Genomic DNA, 18,162 nt, shown 5'->3' with positions numbered 1-18,162 from the left:
GGCGGCATGACCGGGGGCCATGACGCGATCGAGGTGATCATCACCAAGCGCGACGGCGGTGAGCTCTCCGACGGCCAGATCGACTGGATGGTCGACGCCTACACCCGCGGTGCGGTCGCCGAGGAGCAGATGGCGGCGCTGGCGATGGCCATCGTCCTCAACGGGATGACCCGCCGTGAGATCGCCCGCTGGACGACGGCGATGATCGCGACGGGCGAGCGGATGTCGTTCGCCTCGCTGTCGCGGCCGACGACCGACAAGCACTCCACCGGCGGGGTCGGCGACAAGATCACGCTGCCGCTGGCACCGCTGGTCGCCTCCTGCGGCGCGGCGGTCCCGCAGCTGTCCGGTCGCGGGCTCGGCCACACCGGCGGCACCCTCGACAAGCTCGAGGCGATCCCCGGCTGGCGGGCGACGCTGTCCAACGAGGAGATGCTCGCCCAGCTCGACTCGGTGGGGGCGGTCGTCTGCGCGGCCGGGGAGGGGCTGGCGCCGGCCGACCGGAAGCTCTACGCGTTGCGGGACGTCACCGGCACGGTCGAGTCGATCCCGCTCATCGCCTCCTCGATCATGTCGAAGAAGATCGCCGAGGGCACCGGCGCGCTCGTGCTCGACGTCAAGGTCGGCACCGGCGCGTTCATGAAGTCCGCCGACGCCGCGCGCGAGCTGGCCCGGACGATGGTCGACCTCGGCACCGACGCCGGCGTACGCACCGTCGCGCTGCTCACCGACATGTCAACGCCGCTCGGGCTCACCGCGGGCAACGGGCTCGAGGTCGCCGAGGCCGTCGAGGTCCTCGCCGGCGGCGGGCCGGCCGACGTCGTCGAGCTCACCCTCGCGCTCGCCCGGGAGATGCTCGCCGCCGCCGGGATGGACGGCGTCGACCCGGCCGACAGGCTCGCCGACGGGTCCGCCATGGACGCCTGGCGGGCGATGATCGAGGCTCAGGGCGGGGACCCCGACGCGCCCCTCCCGGTCGCTGCGGAGCAGCACGTCGTGACGGCGGCCGCCGGCGGCGTACTCACCCGGCTCGACGCCATGTCCGTCGGCCTCGCCGCCTGGCGCCTCGGCGCCGGCCGGGAGCGCAAGGAGGACCCGGTCCAGGCCGCCGCGGGCGTGCAGTGGCACGCCCGGCCGGGGGACACGGTGACGGCCGGCCAGCCGCTCTTCACGGTGCATACCGACACCCCCGAGCGGATCCCGCGGGCGCTGGAGGCACTCGAGGACGCGTACGCCGTCGGCGACGCCTTCACCCCCACGCCGCTCGTCCTCGACCGGATCTCCTGACCGACGGGTCGGCGCCGGCCCACGGGCTACTGCTCGAGCATGAGCACGACGGTCTCGGCGACGCAGGCGGGCTTGGTCTCGCCCTCGATCTCGATGGTGTACGTGATGATCAGCTGCTTGCCCGACGGCAGGTCGGTGAAGTCGCCGAAGGCGACGTGGGCGCGGACCCGCTTCCCGACCAGGACCGGGTGGGGGAAGCGCACCTTGTTGGCGCCGTAGTTGAGCCGCGCGCCCGGGGTGGCGAGCGAGAAGACCTGGCTGCCGAACCACGGCACGAGGGAGAGCGTGAGGTAGCCGTGGGCGATCGTCCCGCCGAACGGGCCGTTCTTGGACCGCTCGACGTCGACGTGGATCCACTGGTGGTCGCCGGTCGCGTCGGCGAAGGCGTTGACGCGGTCCTGGTCGATCGTGATCCAGTCGCTGGTGCCGATGTCCTCGCCGGCGGCCGCCTTGATCTCGTCGAAGGTGGTGAATTCCCGCATGATCTCCCTCGCTCCTAGATGCTTGGATGACTCGCATGGAACCTACCGCTGCTCCGCTCCCGACGCGTGACGTGGTCCACACCGCGCCCAAGGTGCTCCTGCACGACCACCTCGACGGCGGCCTCCGGCCGGCCACGGTCGTGGAGCTGGCGGCGGAGGTCGGCCACGAGCTGCCGGCGACCGACCCGGCGGCGCTGGAGGAGTGGTTCGTGACCAGCGCCGACTCCGGCTCCCTCGAGCGCTACCTCGAGACGTTCGTGCACACCCTCGCGGTCATGCAGACCCCCGATGCGCTCACCCGGGTGGCCCGGGAGTGCGTGGAGGACCTCGTCGCCGACGGCGTGGTGTACGCCGAGGTGCGCTACGCCCCGGAGCTCCACGTGGGCAGCGGGCTCGACCTCGAGCACGTCGTCGCCGCCGTCCAGCAGGGATTCGCCGACGGCATGGCGGCCGCCGCGTCGCAGGGCCGGCCGGTCGTCGTACGCCAGCTGCTGACGGCGATGCGGCAGGCCGCCCGCGCGCAGGAGATCGCCCAGCTCGCGGTGGCGTGGCGCGACCGCGGCGTGGCGGGCTTCGACATCGCCGGACCCGAGAAGGGCTACCCGCCGACCCGGTTCATCGACGCCTTCGACTTCCTGGCGGCCGAGAACATGCGGTTCACCATCCACGCGGGGGAGGGCTTCGGGCTGCCGTCGATCTGGGAGGCGGTGCATCCCTGCGGCGCGGACCGGCTCGGCCACGGCGTACGCCTCGTCGACGACATCACCACCGACATCACCGCCGGCGGGTCCGGAGCCCCCGTGCTGGGCCGGCTGGCGGCGTACGTCCGCGACCGCCGGATCCCGCTCGAGCTCTGCCCGGCCTCCAACGTCCAGACCGGCGCCGCGCCGTCGATCGCGAAGCACCCGATCGGGTTGCTCTACGACCTCGGCTTCCGGGTCACCGTCAACACCGACAACCGGCTGATGTCGCGCACCTCGATGACCTCCGAGATGTGGGGCCTGGTCGAGGCGTTCGGCTACACCCTCGCCGATCTCGAGAAGCTCACCGTCAACGCGATGAAGTCGGCGTTCTACCCCTACGACCAGCGGGTCGAGGTCATCCACCGGATCAAGGAGGCGTACGCCGGCCTGTGAGGCCTCGGGTGCCGCATCACGAGCCGTCGGGCGCGCCGCTCAGTGCGGTGTAGAGCGGCAGGACGACGTCGGTGACCATGCTGTCGACGTCGGGATCGGCCCGGCCGACGAGCAGGACCTCGTGCCGGACGAGGTCGAACGGCAGGGACAGCGCGCGCTCCGGGAGCGGATGAGTGCCGAGCTCCCCGCGCTCCCGCGCGCGGTCGAGGACCGGGCCGAGGAGCTCGGCGCCGCGGGCGAGCAGCAGAGTGCGCAGCGACTCGGCCCTCGACGCCTCCGACTCGGCGAGCAGGCGCAGCATCGACGGCCGGTCGGCCACCCCGTCGAGGATCCGGCCGAGGCTGCGCAGCATGCCCGTGAGGTCGTCCCGGAGGGAGCCGGTGTCGGGCACCCTCAGCGTCGCGCTGCCCCGGGCGATGAGCGCCGAGAGCACCAGCTCGGCCCGAGTGGGCCAGCGGCGGTAGAGGACCGGCTTGCTGGTCCGTGCGCGAGCCGCCACGCCGTCGTACGTCGTGCCGGCGTAGCCCCGCTCCTCGAGCTCGGCCAGCACCGCCGCGTGGATCGCCCGCTCCAGCTCCTCGCCGTGCCTGCGCCGCCCGGCCATCCCGCCTCCAAGATACTTGCCGTTTCTTGCTGCGGCAGTCTACGGTGTATCGACCTAAGAAACGAACCGTATCTTTACGAGGAATGTCATGGCCGACACCACCACGACCCCGCCCACCGACGGGTTGCGCCGCATCGTCCTCACGATCGTCGGCGTCGCCGCGATCCTGGTCGTCCTGCTCATCGCCTTCGCGCTGCCGTCGGCCCGCTCGGCCCCGCACGACGTCCCCGTCGGCGTCGTCGGTACGCCGGAGGCGGCCGCCCGGCTCCAGCTGCAGGCGCACGGCTTCGAGCTGTCGATGTATCCGGACGAGGCGGCCGCCCGCACGGCGATCCTCGACCGCGACGAGTACGGCGCGGTCGTGCTCACGCAGCCGGGCCGGGTCACGACGCTCGTGGCCACGGCCGCGAGCCCGTCGGTGGCCACCCTCGTCGAGCGGCTCGGCCAGGAGACGGCCGAGGCGAGCGGCTCGACCGCGACGGTCACCGACGTCCGCGCGTTCCCGTCCGACGACCCGCACGGCGCGGGCCTGGCCGCTGGCGCACTGCCGATGGCACTGGGCGGCTGGATCGGTGCGCTCGTCATCATGATGGTGCTCCGCACACCCGGTCACCGCCTGGTCGCGGCCCTGGGGCTGGCCGTCGTGGGCGGGCTCGCCCTCGCGCTGACGCTCAGGTACGTCATCGGCACCATCGACGGGCACACGCTGACGACCTCGCTCGGCGCGATGCTCGGCATCGGGGCCACGGCGCTCGCGGTGCTCGGGCTCCGCACCACCCTGGGCGGCATCGGACTCGGCCTCGCCGCGGTGGCGCTGATCGTGCTCGGCAACCCGCTCTCCGGGCTGACCAGCGCCCCGGAGCTGCTGCCCGATCCGTGGGGCGCGCTCGGGCAGCTGCTGCCGCCGGGGGCGACGGGCGACCTGCTGCGCGGCCTCGCGTTCTTCGACGGGCACGGCACGGCGCGGCCCATCGTGGTCCTGGCCTGCTGGCTCGTGGGCGGCGCCGCGCTCTACGCCTACGGCGTACGGCGTGCCGCGCCGCGGGCCCGGCACGAGGCCGGGCCGAAGAACGTGGAGGAGGAGATCGAGGAGGCGCTCGAGGTCTGAGCGGGTCTCGGCACGCTCAGCCCACGGACGGGACGACGACCGTCCACGGCCGCGGCCAGCCGCCGAGACGCAGCCGCCGCCCGACGAAGTCGGCGCGGATGACCTCGTGGACGAGGCCGTCGGCGGGGTCGAAGACGGCGAGGCCGTCGCCGCGGGCGCCCACCACGAGCGCGATGTGGCGCGGCAGCGTCCGGGTGCCGACGTAGACCGCCGCGAGCCGCCCGGCCGAGGCAGCCCGGTGGAGCCGGTCGTACGCCGCAGCGGGGTCGAGGTAGGCCTGCCGCAGGACGTATCGCGTGCCCTCGACGTCGCGCAGCCAGCCGGCGAGCGACCAGTACGCCGTGCCGAGCCGCCGCGGCCAGGGACGCTGCGGCAGCCGACAGCGCGAGACCGGCCGGGCGAAGCGCCGGTGGACGTCGCTGACGACCTCGGCGAACCGGGGGAGCGACTCGGCGGCGTACTCCGGGTCGCGCAGCATCCGCGCCACCACGGCCGCGGTCGGCCCGCAGGCCATCGGGTCGGGCTGCCGCAGCCCGTCGCCCCACGGCAGCGCCGCGGGCGACTGCGCGGCGAGCAGGCGTCGTACGCCGGCGTACGCCTGCTCCGGGGTGGCGACCGTGCACCCCTTGGCGACCGCGTCGGCCACGACCGCGGGCTGCGCCTGCATCAGCGCGAGCCCGCGCCGGAGCAGCACCAAGGGAGGCTTGCGGCGCTCACGCAGGTCGCGGGTCAGCCTTCGCCAGAAGGTGACGAGGGGGTGCTGGGTGACGCAGTACGCCGCCGCGAGCTGCCCCGCCTTGCGGCAGCCGGCCACGATGTCCTGGGCGAAGACGCCCTCGGCGACGAAGAGCCGGTGCCCGTCGAGGTCGAGCCGCTGCCAGCCGGTCCGGCCGTCGCCGGCGATGTCGTAGACGGGTACGTCGGCGACGCCGGTCTCGCACAGCGACGCCAGCGCCTTCAGGGCGTCCTCCGGCAGCCACGAGTCCGGGTGGTCCCAGTCGACGAGGCCCGCGTTGCTCGTCCTGAGGAGCCGAGGGACGAGGCGTCTCGAAGGGGAGCCCGCGGTGATCAGCGGAAGGGTCGGGTCGCCGCCGTCCTTGTAGAAGTCGTCGAGCCTCAGGACCGGGAGCCCGAGCCGCTCGGAGAGCCGGGACTTGCCGGAGCCGGACGGCCCGGCGAGCACGATGACCTGGGCGTGCACGCTTCGTCGGCGGCTCAGTAGCCGGACCCGGCGGAGCCCGCGGACCCGGTGAGGATCGCTCGCGAGCCGGAGACCCCGAGCCGGGTGGCGCCGGCGGCGATCATCGCCTCGGCCTGCTCGCGGGTGCGGATGCCGCCCGAGGCCTTGACGCCCAGCGCAGGCGCGACGGTCTCGGCCATCAGCCGGACCGCGTGCTCGGTCGCGCCGCCCGCCGGGTGGAAGCCGGTGGACGTCTTCACGAAGTCCGCGCCGGCGTCGGCGGCGGCGCGGCAGACGCCGACGATCTCCTCGTCGCTGAGCACGGCCGACTCGATGATCACCTTGAGCACGGTGGGCGTCGGCGCCGCGGCGCGGACGGTGGCGATGTCGGCCTGTACGTCGGCGTACCTGTGCTCGCGGGCGGCCCCGATGTCGATGACCATGTCGACCTCGTCGGCCCCGAGACCCACCGACTCGGCCGCCTCGGCGGCCTTGACCGCGGAGGTGTGCTTGCCGCTCGGGAAGCCGCAGACCACGGCCAGCTTGAGGCCCTCGGGCAGCGTGACCGGAAGCATCGAGGGCGAGATGCAGGCCGAGTAGGTACCGAGCTCGGCGGCCTCAGCGATGAGCGCGTCGACGTCGGCGCGGGTCGCCTCGGGCTTCAGCAGCGTGTGGTCGATGAGCCGGGCGATCTCGTCGGTGGTGGGCACCGGGACAGGATATTCGCCGCCGTGGTCCCGTGGACATCGCGTACGCCGCCCACCACCATGGACCGGGTCCGCCTCGGACGAAACCCATGTCCGGCCACCAGGAGGCTCCGTCTTGGCGTCCACCTCGCCCGTCGGTACGCCGTTCCAGCCCCTCGAGCCCGGCGACCCGGCCGTGCTCGGCGGCTACGAGATCCGCGCCCGGCTCGGCGCAGGCGGCATGGGGCAGGTCTACCTGGGCGTCACCGCGACTCGCCGGCGCCTCGCGGTGAAGGTGGTGCGTCCCGAGCTCGTGGAGGACCCCGAGTTCCACCGGCGGTTCCGGCGGGAGGTCGACGCCGCCCAGCGCGTGCGGGGGCTCTTCACGGCGGCCGTCATCGACGCCGACCCGGACGGCCCGCGGCCGTGGCTGGCGACCGAGTACGTCCCCGGCCCGTCGCTGGCCACCGTCGTCGCGGAGCATGGGCCGCTGCCACCCGCGTCCGTCGGTGCCCTCGTCGCCGGCGTCGCGGAGGCCCTGCAGTCGGTCCACCGAGCCGGGCTCGTGCACCGCGACCTCAAGGCGTCCAACGTGCTGCTCGGGCCCGAGGGACCGTGCGTCATCGACTTCGGCGTCGCGCGGGCCGTCGACGCGACCTCGCTCACCCGCAGCGGACGGCCGGTCGGGACGCCGCAGTACATGGCACCCGAGCAGGCCCGCGGCGAGACCGCGACCCCGGCGACCGACGTCTGGGCGCTCGGCGTCCTCGCCTACGTCGCCGCCACCGGGCGCCGGCCGTTCGGCAGCGGCAACGAGAGCGCGCTGCTCTACCGCGTGGTGCACGAGGAGCCCGACCTGGCCGGCTGTCCCGACTACCTCCGCCACCTGGTCGCAGCATGCCTCGCCAAGGATCCCGCGCTGCGGCCCGACCTGCGCTCGGTCCTCGCGGCGCCGCTCGGCACCGGCGCGAGCCCCATCGTGCTCCCATCGTCCGACTGGCTGCCCGCAGAGCTGCGGCGCACGGTCGCGGCGTACGACGTCACGCCGGAGCGGCCGATGATCGCTCCGGCCGCTCCGGTTGCCCTGGCCGCTCCGGCGGGTGGACGGCCGCCCCGCCGTCGTACGCCCCGCGCGCTCCGAGCAGTGGTGGCGGCCGGAGCGCTGGCGGTGGTGGGCGCCGGTATCGGCGCGTACCTCCTGACGCGAGGAGACGGGGGCTCAGACCCGCCCGGCGGCGACGGGTCGGACTCCTCGCAGCCGGGCGGGACGCCGGCGCCCGGCACCTACGCGATGCGGCGCGAGCTCGCCGACGACGGGACGTGGCGGCTCGTGCTGACCGACATCGAGGTGGCGGCCGACGGCTCGATGACGGCCCACGTCGACTACCGGAACCACGGCGCGGCCGCGCTGCTGAGCTGCGCGCTCTCGCCGGCGGCGGATGCCAGCCGGGTCGAGTACGCCGACGGCACCGAGGCCTCGTCGACGGCGACGTACTGCTCGGAGCACCCGACCGCCACCTTCACCGTCGGTGCGGGGAAGTCGTTCACCAGCTTCGCGACCTTCCCGGCCTCGGACCGGCTGGGCTCCCCGTTCACGCTCGACTGGCAGCCGGGGCAGTCGATGTCCGGCTCCGCCGAGGGCATCAGACTGCGGTGACCGGCCGCCTCGGTAGAGTCGGCGGAGTGAGCGCGGCGAGCCAGAGTCACGGTGAGGGGCACGGTGAGTGGTACCGCGGGACCAGCAGCTGGGTCTGGGCCGCCCTCGCGCTCATCGCGGTCGTCGTGGTGATCGGCATCGACATCGCCGACGGCTGGCACTGGCCGATCTTCTTCGCCACGCTGCTGTTCGCGGTGCTGGCGTACGTCGCGATCCTGCGGCCGCGCGTCGGCATCGAGGGCGGCGACCTGGTGCTGCACCACATGTACTCCACCCAGCGACTCCCCGTCGCCGCCGTAGAGACGGTCTCGATCGGGCGGACCTTCGAGGCGACCGCTGGCGGACGGCACTACGTCTCGGCAGCGGTCAGCCGGTCGCTGCGCGCGGTCTTCAAGGGCTCTGGCCGGCGCGACCCGCAGGCGAACTACGCGGACTTCGTCGAGGAGCGGGTCCTGCTGCTCGCCTCGGACGCGCGGGTGCAGGCCGGCGTACGCCAGGACTCCGACGAGCAGTTCGCGCTCGCCGACGACGTACGGCGGACCTGGTCCTGGCCGCTCATCGCGGCGACCGTCGCGCCCGCGGTGGCGCTGGTCGTCTCGCTGCTGGTCTGACTCAGAGCCCGAGGGCGGCGCGGACGTCGGCCTTGATCGCCTCCAGCCACTGCGCGGCGGAGGCCCTGGCGGCGGAGACGGTGGGGAGTCCGCCGGCGACCGGGACGACCACCTCGAGGTAGCACTTCAGCTTCGGCTCGGTGCCGCTGGGGCGGCAGACGACACGGGCGCCGCCGGCGAGCGTGTAGCGCAGCCCCTCGGTCGGGGGTAACCCGTCAGTGCCTCGGGCGAGGTCGTCGACCCGCTCCACCGCGAGGCCGCCGAGCGTCGCCGGCGGGGAGGTCCGCAGCCGCTCCATGGCCCGGGTGATCAGGGCGACGTCGTCGACCCGGACGGAGAGCTGGTCGGTGGCGTGCAGACCGTGCTCGACGGCGAGCTCGTCGAGCAGCGCCGTCAGCGAGGAGCCCTTCGCCTTCTGCTCGGCGGCCAGCTCGCACAGCAGCAGCAGCGCCGAGACGCCGTCCTTGTCCCGCACGTGCTCGGGGTCGCAGCAGTAGCCGAGCGCCTCCTCGTAGCCGTAGGCCAGCCCCGGGACTCGGCCGATCCACTTGAAGCCGGTCAGGGTCTCGACGTACGGCTGCCCGGCGGCGGCCGCCAGCTTGGAGAGCAGCGTCGAGGAGACGATGGAGGCGGCGTACGTGCCGCGCCGGCCCTTCCGGAGCAGGTGGTGGGCGAGCAGCGCGCCCACCTCGTCGCCGCGCAGCATCCGCCAGCCCACGGGGGTGGGCACGGCGGCGGCGCACCGGTCGGCGTCGGGGTCGTTGGCGACCACGAGGTCGGCGCCCAACTTGTCGGCGAGGGCCATCGCGCGGTCCATCGCCCCCGGCTCCTCGGGGTTCGGGAACGCGACGGTGGGGAAGTCCGGGTCGGGTGCCGCCTGGGAGCGCTCGATCGTGGGGGCGGGGAAGCCGGCGTACGCCAGCGCCTCATGGACCAGGTCGCCGCCGACGCCATGGAGCGGCGTGTAGACGATCGACAGGTCACGCGGGCCGTCGGCGACGAGTGCTGCGGCGGTGTCGAGGTAGCGCTCCACGATCTGCTCGCCGAGCACCTTCCCGTCGCTCCCGCGCGGGATCGAGGCCAGCCGCCCGACGGCGGCGATCCGGGCGGCGATCTCCGCGCCGGCGGGCGGCACGATCTGCGACCCGTCGCCGAGGTAGACCTTGTAGCCGTTGTCCTGCGGCGGGTTGTGGCTGGCCGTCACCATCACGCCCGCGCAGCAGCCGAGCTCCCGGATCGCGAATGCGAGCAGCGGCGTCGGCAGCGGCCGGGGCATCACCAGCGCGTCGAAGCCGGCGCCGGTCATCACCGTGGCGGTGTCGCGGGCGAACACCTCGGAGTTGTGGCGCGCGTCGTACCCGATCACCACCGGGCCGGCCGCACCGGCGTCGCTGCTGTGGTCCCGCAGATAGGCGGCGAGGCCTGCTGCCGCGCGGAGGACGACCACGCGGTTCATCCGGTTCGGGCCCGCACCGAGCGCCCCGCGCAGGCCGGCGGTGCCGAACTCGAGCGTGCCGGAGAACCGGTCGGCCAGCTCGGCGGCGGCCTCGGCCGTCCCGGCGTCGAGCAGCCCCTGCAGCTCCGCCCGGGTCTGCTCGTCGGGGTCCTCGGCGAGCCACGCCTGTGCGCGCTCGCGGAGGTCGGGCCCGGTGGGGACGGGTGCGGTCACGGGTGCACGGTAGCGCGGCATGATGGTCGTGTGACCGCTCGCTACGCGTTCGTCGACAGCTGGGTCGTGGCGGCGCCGCCCGAGCGGGTGCGGGACGTCGTGGTCGATCTCGAGCACTACCCCGAGTGGTGGCCGCAGGTCGTGGCGGTGGTGAAGCTCGGCCCGGACGACTCGCGGGTGCTGTGCCGCTCGGCGCTGCCCTACACGCTCGACCTCCTGCTGCACGCGGTCACGCGCGACCTGCCGGTCGTCGAGGTGCGGATCGGCGGCGACCTGGTCGGCTCCGCCCGCTGGACGCTCACACCCGCGGGCGGTGGCACGCGGATGGACTACGAGCAGGCGGTCGAGGTCCGTGGCGCGCTCGCGGTGGCGTCGTACCTCGCCAGGCCGATGCTGCGGTGGAACCACGCGCGGATGATGGCGGGCGGCCGGTACGGGCTGGTGCGACGGCTGGAGGCTCAGGCGGAGAGCTCGGCCGACGGGGCCAGGCGCTCCTCGTAGACCCCGATCTTCAGATTGATCGCGTCGAGGTGCGCCTGCACGGCGGCGAGGTCGGCCAGCACCTGGTCGCGGTGGGCGCGGAGCAGCTCGAGCCGGGTCTCCTCGTTGCCGTCGCCCTCGCGCACCAGCTCGGAGTACCGGCGTACGTCGCGGATCGGCATCCCCGTCGCGCGCAGCCGGGTGATCATCACGATCCAGTCGAGGTCGTCGTCGGAGTAGCGGCGGTGGCCGCTCGAGGAGCGCACGACGGGGCGCACCATCAGCCCGTCACGCTCGTAGTAGCGCAGCGTGTCGGGGGTCAGCCCGGTCCGCTCGGCTGCCTCGGCGATCGAGTAGGTCACGCAGCCAATGTACGTCGGGGTACGTCGGGGTACGTCGCGCCCGGGACGCCGAGCCCGTCGAGGCGGGGTCTAGAGCTGCGGCACGATCCGGGAGAGCAGCTCGCCCATCCGGGTCGCCGCGGCGCGGCCGGCCTCGAGGACCTCCTCGTGGTTGAGCGGGGCGTCCGAGATCCCGGCGGCCAGGTTGGTGACCAGGCTGATGCCGAGCACCTCCATCCCGGCCTCGCGCGCGGCGATCGCCTCCAGGGCGGTGCTCATCCCGACGATCGAGCCGCCGATGATGCCCGCCATCCTGACCTCGGCCGGGGTCTCGTAGTGGGGCCCGGGGAACTGCACGTAGACGCCCTCGTCGAGACTCGGGTCGACCTGCCTGGCCAGCGCCCGCAGCCGGCCGCTGTAGAGGTCGGTGAGGTCGACGAAGTTTGCGCCCACCAGCGGGCTGGTGCCGGTCAGGTTGATGTGGTCGCTGATCAGGACCGGCGTCCCCGGCGACCAGCTGGTGTCCAGGCCGCCGGCCCCGTTGGTCAGCACCATGGTGCGGCAGCCGGCGGCGGCCGCCGTACGCACCGGGTGGACGACGGCCGCGACGCCCCTGCCCTCGTAGAAGTGAGTGCGGCTCAGGAAGACCAGCAGCTGCTTGTCACCCGCGGCGATGCTGCGGATCCGGCCGCTGTGGCCGGCGACCGTTGCGGCGCCGAAGCCGGGCAGGTCGGTCGTGGCGATCTCGGCGGTCGGGCTCTGTCCGTCGGGGGCGAGGAGGTCCGCGGCCGGGAGCCAGCCCGAGCCGAGCACGAGCGCCACGTCGTGCTTCTCGACGCCGGTCAGCTCGGCGAGCGTGGCGGCGGCTTCCTTGGCGAGGTCGTACGGCGACGTATCGGTCACGCGGAGGACCCTACTCACGCACCCCCGGGGTCGGGCAGGATCGGCGCCATGATCGACCACTTCGGCATCAACGTGGCTGACATCGCGGCCGCGTCGCGGTTCTACGACGCCGTGCTCGGCGTCCTCGGGCACTCACGGATGATGGACTTCGGCGTGGCGATCGGCTACGGGACCGAGCAGCCGCAGTTCTGGATCGGTACGCAGCCACCCGGTGAGGGCCCGTCGTCGGGTCCGAACCGGGAGACCCACATCGCCTTCACCGCCCCCGACGAGACCACTGTGCGGGCGTGGTACGACGCCGCCGTCGGCCTCGGCGCCGAGGTGCTCCACGAGCCGCGGCTGTGGCCGGAGTACCACCCCGGCTACTACGCCGCCTTCGTGCGTGACCCGGACGGCAACAACGTCGAGGCGGTCTGCCACACCGCCAGCTCCGAGTAGGAGGCTGTGGACGACGCGCCACCGGCGGCGGCCTGTGGACGACAATCGGCCCGTTCCGGGGCAACCTGTGGAAGGCCGTTTGCGGGCGTACGCCGCCGGGCGGACCGTTGCGGGCATGACCCAGACACCCTTCTCTCCCGTCCTCCACACCCAGTCAGACGTCGAGGACGCCTGGCGCCGGCTCATGCACCCGCTCGGCTGGCCCGACCGCCGGCTCTGGCTGATGCTCGTCGGCGACGACGGCCGGCCGTCCCGGCAGCTCACCGAGGTCACCGACCTGCCCGACCTCATCCCGCCGGAGGAGGCGGCCGGCGTGGTCGCGATGTGGGGCCACCTGCTCGACCAGGTCGCGCCCGGCGGGCGCCTCGCGGTGCTCGTGTGCCGGCCCGGACGCGGCGGTCCGTCGCCGCAGGACCTGGGCAGTGCCGCGGCGCTCTACTCCGCCGGGCGGGCCGGGGGCGTGGCCCTCGAGGTCATCCACCTCGCCACCGACGAGGACGTCCACCCGATCCCGTACGACGCCGTGGGGCGCGCCGGCGCCTGAGCGGTCACGCCGGTCAGAGGCCGTTGGACCTGCACGGCCGGGTGCGGAGCCGGAGCACGTAGTCCTGCGGCGCGTCGGCCGCCTCCGCCGCATTGGCGAGCGCGCCGAGGTAGTGCGCCGAGGGCAGCCCGCCCTCGAACGCGTCGAGCACGTAGGTCCACACCAGCAGGTCCTCGGCGAGCGCGTTCACCCGCACCTTCGTCTTGCGGTAGAGCCCGGTGTCGGCCATCTCCCACTGGTCCAGCAGCCCCTCGTCGTGGGCGGCGACGTCGTACACCGCGACGAAGACCTCCTCGAGCGGGTCCTCGACGATCGTAGCCAGCGCGCCGTCCCAGCCGTGCTCCTCGCCGCCGAAGGTGAGCCGCCAGCCGGTCAGCCAGCCGGTCGTGCGCAGCGGGGAGTGCGGACAGCGGTGGCCCATCACGGCGGGGTCGAGGTTGGTCCCGTAGGCGGCGTAGAGCGTCACCCCCGAGAGGCTAATGGACGCCGCCGATTACGCTTGGGGCCGTGACCCACTTCGATGTCCTCGTCCTCGGCGCCGGCCCCGGTGGCTACGTCGCCGCCATCCGCGCCGCACAGCTCGGCAAGTCAGTCGCCGTCGTGGAAGACAAGTACTGGGGCGGCGTGTGCCTCAACGTCGGGTGCATCCCGTCGAAGGCTCTGCTGCGCAACGCCGAGATCGCCCACATCATCACCGAGGAGAAGTCGACCTTCGGCATCTCGGGCGACGCCACGATGGACTTCGGCGTCACCTGGAAGCGGAGCCGCGGCGTCGCCGACGCGAGCGCCAAGGGCGTCCACTACCTGATGAAGAAGAACAAGATCACCGAGGTCGACGGCTGGGGCACGCTCACCGGCCCGAAGTCGATCGACGTGAAGGGCCACGACGGCGCCACGACGTCGTACACCTTCGACAACCTCGTCATCGCCACCGGCGCCACGGTCCGCAGCGTGCCGGGCGTCGAGCCCAACGGCCAGAACATCGTGACCTACGAGGAGCAGATCCTCAGCGAGCAGCTCCCGACGTCGATCATCATCGGCGGCTCGGGCGCGATCGGCGTCGAGTTCGCCTACGTGCTCAAGAACTTCGGGGTCGACGTCACCATCGTCGAGTTCCTCGACCGGATGGTGCCGACCGAGGACGCCGACGTGTCGAAGGAGCTCCTGCGGCACTACAAGAAGCTCGGCGTCAAGGTCCTGCTCTCCACCGCGGTCAAGGGCGCTGAGGACACCGGCTCCGGCGTACGCGTCCGCGTCGCCCCCGCCGCCGGAGGCGAGGAGGAGGTGCTCGAGGCAGACAAGTTCCTCGCCGCCTTCGGCTTCGCACCGCGCGTCTCGGGCTACGGCCTCGAGAACGCCGGCGTCCAGCTCACCGACCGCGGCGCCATCGCCGTCGACGCCCGCGGACGCACCAACGTCGAGAACGTCTACGCGATCGGCGACTGCACCGGCAAGCTCATGCTCGCCCACACCGCCGAGGCGATGGGCGTCGTCGCCGCCGAGACCATCGCCGGCGCGGAGACCATGGAGATCGACTTCGACATGATCCCCCGGGCGACGTTCTGCCAGCCCCAGATCGCCTCCTTCGGCTACTCCGAGCAGCAGGCCAAGGACAAGGGGTACGACGTCAAGACCGCCTCCTTCCCGTTCTCCGCCAACGGCAAGGCGCGCGGCATGGCCGAGACCGCCGGCTTCGTCAAGATCGTCGCCGACGCCGAGCACAACGAGATCCTCGGCGCCCACATGATCGGCCCCGAGGTCACCGAGCTGCTCCCGGCGCTCACCCTCGCCAAGACCTGGGACCTCACCGCGGACGAGATCGCCCGCAACGTCTTCGCGCACCCGACCCTGTCGGAGGCGATGAAGGAGGCCGTCGAGGGCATCGCGGGCCACATGATCAACCTCTGATCCCCGCGCCGCGGCGCCGCCTCTCGCGTCCGCAGGCCGCCCTGCAAGAATGAGCGCCATGGCACGCGTGGTGATCATCGGCGGAGGACCGGGCGGCTACGAGGCGGCGCTGGTGGCGAACCAGCTCGGCGCCGAGGTGACGATCGTGGACCGCGACGGCCTGGGCGGCTCGGCCGTGCTGACCGACTGCGTGCCGAGCAAGACCCTCATCGCCACCTCCGATCTGATGACCGACATGTCGGGCGCGGCCGAGCTCGGCATCAACTTCCACGACGCGTCCGGCGATGCGGCGACGACGATCAGGGTCGACCTGGCGAAGGTCAACGCCCGCGTGAAGGTGCTGGCGGAGGCACAGTCGCGCGACATCGAGGAGCGGCTGCTGCGGCGAGGCATCCGCATCATCAAGGGCACCGGCCGACTCGACCCCGAGAAGCGCCAGGTGGTCGCCACCCACGCCGACGGGACCGAGGAGGCGCTCGACGAGGAGGCGGTGCTGGTCGCCACCGGCGCCCGGCCGCGCACGCTTCCGAGCGCCCAGCCCGACGGCGAGCGGATCCTCACCTGGGAGCAGGTCTACGACCTCACCGAGGTGCCGACCCACATGATCGTCGTCGGCTCCGGCGTGACCGGCGCGGAGTTCGCCAGCGCTTACCAGTCGCTGGGAGTCCCCGTCACCCTCGTCTCCAGCCGCGACCGCGTCCTCCCCGGCGAGGACGCCGACGCCGCGACGGTCCTCGAGGACGTGCTCACCCGTCGGGGCATGACCGTGCTCGGCAAGAGCCGCATGGAGTCGGTCACCCGCGACGGCGACACCGTGCTGGTGACCCTCACCGACGGGCGCGAGGTCACCGGGTCGCACTGCATCCTCGCGCTCGGCTCGATCCCCAACACCGAGGGCCTCGGTCTCGAGGAGGCAGGCGTCACGCTCGACCAGGGCGGCTTCATCGAGATCGACCGGGTCTCCCGGACGACCGCGCCCGGGGTGTACGCGGCCGGCGACTGCACGGGCGGCTTCATGCTCGCCTCGGTGGCGGCGATGGCGGGCCGGATCGCGATGAGGCACTTCCTCGGCGACGCCGTACGCCCGCTGAACCTCAAGGAGGTCAGCTCCAACGTCTTCACGAGCCCGGAGATCGCGACGGTGGGCGTGACGCAGAAGGCCATCGACAGCGGCGAGGAGATCGCCGAGGGCCTCCGGCTCGACCTGAGCGGCAACCCGCGCGCGAAGATGCAGGGCGTCCGCGACGGCTTCGTGAAGCTCTTCGCCAGGCCCGGCTCCGGCACGATCGTCGGCGGCGTCGTGGTCGGCCCGCGCGCGAGCGAGCTCATCCACCCGATCTCGCTCGCCGTCTCGGCCAACCTCACCGTCGACCAGCTCTCGGCGGCCTACACGGTCTACCCCTCGATGAGCGGCTCGCTCGCCGAGGTCGCCCGGCGGCTCCACAAGGTGGACTGACAGCCACCGGCGACCTGTACGCTCGGGCACCATGCGTGTCCGAATCCTCGCCCGCACCGTCGCGGTCGCCGTCGCCGTCGCCCTCCCCGTCGCGCTGGGTCCGGCGACGGCATGCGCCGCGTCCACCCGTGTCACGGATGCGCCCAGGCTGGCCCCGTCGACGAAGGTGACGATCACCGGCCACGGCTACGGCCACGGCCACGGGATGTCGCAGTGGGGCGCGCAGGGCGCGGCGCTGAAGGGGAAGACCTACCCGCAGATCCTGTCGTTCTACTACCCCCACACCGGCTCCGGGAGGGTCGGGGGCACCATCCGCGCGCTGATCACCCGCGACACCAGCGCGGACGTCGTCGTCCAGAACCGCTCCGGCCTCGTCGCCCGCGCCGTCGCCACCGGCCGCACCTGGAAGCTCCCCTCGCTGCGGCCGAAGGCGAGCCGCTTCAAGATCACGCCGGTGTCCGGGGGCAGGAGCGCTCTCGCCTACAAGGTCAAGAGCGGCTGGCACCGGATGAGCGTCGTCAAGGGCGACCTCGCGTTCAACGCCGGCGGACGACCGATCCGGCTCTACCTGCCCAGCGGCTCCGCGGAGTACCGCGGCACCCTCCGCTCCGCGAGCCCCAAACCCGGCAAGTGGGGCCGCAGGACCGTCAACATCGTCTCCCTCGAGGCCTACCTCAAGGGCGTCGTCCCCAACGAGGCCTACCCGAGCTGGAGGCCCGCCGCCCTCCGCGCCCAGGCCGTCGCCGCGCGGTCGTACGCCGCTCACGGGCGCAACCACCCGCGGGCCCGCTACTTCGACGTCTACGACGACACCCGGGACCAGGCCTACGGCGGCTACGACTTCGAGACCTCGACGACCAGCGCCGCGGTCGACGCCACCAGGGGCAGGGTCAGGACGTACGGCGGCAAGCCGGCCTACACGCAGTTCAGCGCCTCCAACGGGGGCTACCTGCTCAAGGGCGACAAGCCCTACCTCGTCTCCAAGAAGGACCCGTACGACGTGAAGGCGTCGGGCGACCCGAACCTCACCTGGAAGCGCACCGTCACGGTCCGGCAGATCATGAACCGATGGCCCTCGGCGGGCGGGATCGTCTCGATCAGGGTGAGCAAGCGGGTCGCCGGCACCGGCGGGCGCTACGTCGACACCGTGACGATCGAGGGCACGAAGCGCACCTACACCGCCACCGGGTCCGCCGTGGAGTCGTGGGCGGGGCTGAAGTCGACCTGGTTCTCGTTCACGACCGGCTGACGCCGGCCGCCGCTCAGGCCGGCTGGTAGGTGAGGCAGTCGGCGGTGTCGGTGGCGGGACCGATCTCGACGCCCTCGGCGGTGCACTCGAGCATCGAGTTGTGCACGCAGTCGGCGCGCTGACAGGCACCGACGTGGCCGACCTCGTCGGTGCCGCCCTTGACGCCGTTGGCGTAGTAGGTGCCGCAGGCCGAGCTCTCGTGCATCACCGTGATCGCGGCGGCGTGGCAGTCGTGGTCGTGGTTGTAGGAGCAGCCTTCGACGCTGCAGGTGCTGACGATCGGCAGAGCGAGCGTGGTCATGGGAGACCTCCCGGGGAAGACGTGGGCGGATGCCGATGCCTCTACGGTGCACCGGCCGGCCGGGTCGGTCCAGCCAGGTGAGGCTTGCCTATCCGGTCGTACGCCGGCGGTCGGGCCGCGCG

The 18,162-nt window shown here is 73.0% G+C and carries 20 protein-coding genes; 11 read left to right on the top strand and 9 right to left on the bottom strand.

From position 1 onward, the window contains the following. The first annotated feature begins 6 nt into the window (after positions 1–6). Positions 7–1,287, top strand: a complete 1,281-nt coding sequence (locus tag ABLE53_RS17040) for a thymidine phosphorylase (RefSeq protein ID WP_348860257.1) — start codon at positions 7–9, stop codon at positions 1,285–1,287. Between the two features lie 26 nt (positions 1,288–1,313). Here ABLE53_RS17040 and ABLE53_RS17035 read toward each other — a convergent pair whose 3' ends face one another. Then, positions 1,314–1,769, bottom strand: coding sequence for a MaoC family dehydratase (locus ABLE53_RS17035; RefSeq protein WP_348860256.1), 456 nt, complete (start codon positions 1,767–1,769; stop codon positions 1,314–1,316). A gap of 35 nt (positions 1,770–1,804) precedes the next feature. Here ABLE53_RS17035 and ABLE53_RS17030 point away from each other — a divergent pair, with 35 nt between their 5' ends. Beyond that, entirely contained in the window at positions 1,805–2,905 is a 1,101-nt protein-coding gene (locus tag ABLE53_RS17030; protein ID WP_425474886.1) for an adenosine deaminase, read from the top strand. 16 nt (positions 2,906–2,921) lie between these two features. On the opposite strand, the gene ABLE53_RS17025 is transcribed toward ABLE53_RS17030, so the two are convergent. Beyond that, positions 2,922–3,509 (bottom strand): TetR/AcrR family transcriptional regulator, encoded by a 588-nt coding sequence (locus ABLE53_RS17025; protein ID WP_348860254.1) that lies wholly within the window; start codon positions 3,507–3,509, stop codon positions 2,922–2,924. 88 nt (positions 3,510–3,597) lie between these two features. On the opposite strand from ABLE53_RS17025, the gene ABLE53_RS17020 reads away from it, so the two are divergent. Then, the gene (locus ABLE53_RS17020; protein WP_348860253.1) at positions 3,598–4,617 is read left to right on the top strand and encodes a hypothetical protein; all 1,020 of its coding nucleotides are present in this window, start codon (positions 3,598–3,600) and stop codon (positions 4,615–4,617) included. A gap of 16 nt (positions 4,618–4,633) precedes the next feature. Here ABLE53_RS17020 and ABLE53_RS17015 read toward each other — a convergent pair whose 3' ends face one another. Further along, positions 4,634–5,818 carry a hypothetical protein gene (locus ABLE53_RS17015; RefSeq protein ID WP_348860252.1) on the bottom strand — a complete coding sequence of 395 codons (1,185 nt, stop codon included), beginning with the start codon at positions 5,816–5,818 and terminating at the stop codon, positions 4,634–4,636. Between the two features lie 14 nt (positions 5,819–5,832). After that, positions 5,833–6,507 (bottom strand): deoxyribose-phosphate aldolase, encoded by a 675-nt coding sequence (gene deoC, locus ABLE53_RS17010; RefSeq protein ID WP_348860251.1) that lies wholly within the window; start codon positions 6,505–6,507, stop codon positions 5,833–5,835. 112 nt (positions 6,508–6,619) lie between these two features. On the opposite strand from deoC, the gene ABLE53_RS17005 reads away from it, so the two are divergent. Both ABLE53_RS17005 and ABLE53_RS17000 read left to right on the top strand, forming a co-directional pair. Then, a complete protein-coding gene (locus ABLE53_RS17005; protein WP_348860250.1) occupies positions 6,620–8,140 on the top strand; it encodes a serine/threonine-protein kinase in 1,521 nt (506 codons plus the stop codon). A gap of 26 nt (positions 8,141–8,166) precedes the next feature. Next, positions 8,167–8,751 (top strand): hypothetical protein, encoded by a 585-nt coding sequence (locus tag ABLE53_RS17000; protein ID WP_348860248.1) that lies wholly within the window; start codon positions 8,167–8,169, stop codon positions 8,749–8,751. A 1-nt stretch (position 8,752) separates the two neighbouring features. Here the strand turns inward: ABLE53_RS17000 and ABLE53_RS16995 are convergent, their stop codons facing one another. Then, complete coding sequence (locus tag ABLE53_RS16995) at positions 8,753–10,420, bottom strand: phospho-sugar mutase (protein ID WP_348860247.1); 1,668 nt, start codon at positions 10,418–10,420, stop codon at positions 8,753–8,755. A gap of 30 nt (positions 10,421–10,450) precedes the next feature. Between ABLE53_RS16995 and ABLE53_RS16990 the strand changes: the two genes are divergently transcribed. Next, positions 10,451–10,921 carry an SRPBCC family protein gene (locus ABLE53_RS16990; protein WP_348860246.1) on the top strand — a complete coding sequence of 157 codons (471 nt, stop codon included), beginning with the start codon at positions 10,451–10,453 and terminating at the stop codon, positions 10,919–10,921. Here the strand turns inward: ABLE53_RS16990 and ABLE53_RS16985 are convergent. Then, a complete protein-coding gene (locus tag ABLE53_RS16985; RefSeq protein WP_348860245.1) occupies positions 10,879–11,262 on the bottom strand; it encodes a MerR family transcriptional regulator in 384 nt (127 codons plus the stop codon). The genes ABLE53_RS16990 and ABLE53_RS16985 overlap by 43 nt on opposite strands. 69 nt (positions 11,263–11,331) lie before the next feature. Further along, on the bottom strand, positions 11,332–12,144 hold the full coding sequence (locus ABLE53_RS16980; RefSeq protein ID WP_348860244.1) for a purine-nucleoside phosphorylase: 813 nt from the start codon (positions 12,142–12,144) through the stop codon (positions 11,332–11,334). A 48-nt stretch (positions 12,145–12,192) separates the two neighbouring features. Here ABLE53_RS16980 and ABLE53_RS16975 point away from each other — a divergent pair, with 48 nt between their 5' ends. Together ABLE53_RS16975 and ABLE53_RS16970 are read left to right on the top strand one after the other, a co-directional pair. Further along, complete coding sequence (locus ABLE53_RS16975) at positions 12,193–12,582, top strand: VOC family protein (RefSeq protein ID WP_348860243.1); 390 nt, start codon at positions 12,193–12,195, stop codon at positions 12,580–12,582. Positions 12,583–12,697: 115 nt separating this feature from the next. After that, entirely contained in the window at positions 12,698–13,126 is a 429-nt protein-coding gene (locus ABLE53_RS16970) for a hypothetical protein (RefSeq protein ID WP_348860242.1), read from the top strand. Positions 13,127–13,139: 13 nt separating this feature from the next. Here ABLE53_RS16970 and ABLE53_RS16965 read toward each other — a convergent pair whose 3' ends face one another. Beyond that, positions 13,140–13,592, bottom strand: a complete 453-nt coding sequence (locus tag ABLE53_RS16965) for a gamma-glutamylcyclotransferase family protein (protein ID WP_348860241.1) — start codon at positions 13,590–13,592, stop codon at positions 13,140–13,142. Positions 13,593–13,633: 41 nt separating this feature from the next. On the opposite strand from ABLE53_RS16965, the gene lpdA reads away from it, so the two are divergent. The 3 genes from lpdA to ABLE53_RS16950 are packed head-to-tail and all read left to right on the top strand — an operon-like array spanning position 13,634 to position 17,739. After that, complete coding sequence (gene lpdA, locus ABLE53_RS16960; protein ID WP_348860240.1) at positions 13,634–15,034, top strand: dihydrolipoyl dehydrogenase; 1,401 nt, start codon at positions 13,634–13,636, stop codon at positions 15,032–15,034. A 58-nt stretch (positions 15,035–15,092) separates the two neighbouring features. Further along, positions 15,093–16,490 (top strand): NAD(P)H-quinone dehydrogenase, encoded by a 1,398-nt coding sequence (locus tag ABLE53_RS16955; RefSeq protein WP_348860239.1) that lies wholly within the window; start codon positions 15,093–15,095, stop codon positions 16,488–16,490. A gap of 31 nt (positions 16,491–16,521) precedes the next feature. Continuing rightward, on the top strand, positions 16,522–17,739 hold the full coding sequence (locus ABLE53_RS16950; protein WP_348860238.1) for a SpoIID/LytB domain-containing protein: 1,218 nt from the start codon (positions 16,522–16,524) through the stop codon (positions 17,737–17,739). Between the two features lie 13 nt (positions 17,740–17,752). Here ABLE53_RS16950 and ABLE53_RS16945 read toward each other — a convergent pair whose 3' ends face one another. Further along, positions 17,753–18,040 (bottom strand): DUF1540 domain-containing protein, encoded by a 288-nt coding sequence (locus ABLE53_RS16945; protein WP_348860236.1) that lies wholly within the window; start codon positions 18,038–18,040, stop codon positions 17,753–17,755. Between the last annotated feature and the right edge of the window lie 122 nt (positions 18,041–18,162).

This window comes from Nocardioides asiaticus (assembly GCF_040049175.1).
Taxonomy (GTDB): domain Bacteria; phylum Actinomycetota; class Actinomycetes; order Propionibacteriales; family Nocardioidaceae; genus Nocardioides; species Nocardioides cheoyonin.
This window is presented reverse-complemented; position numbering and strand designations above follow the sequence as displayed.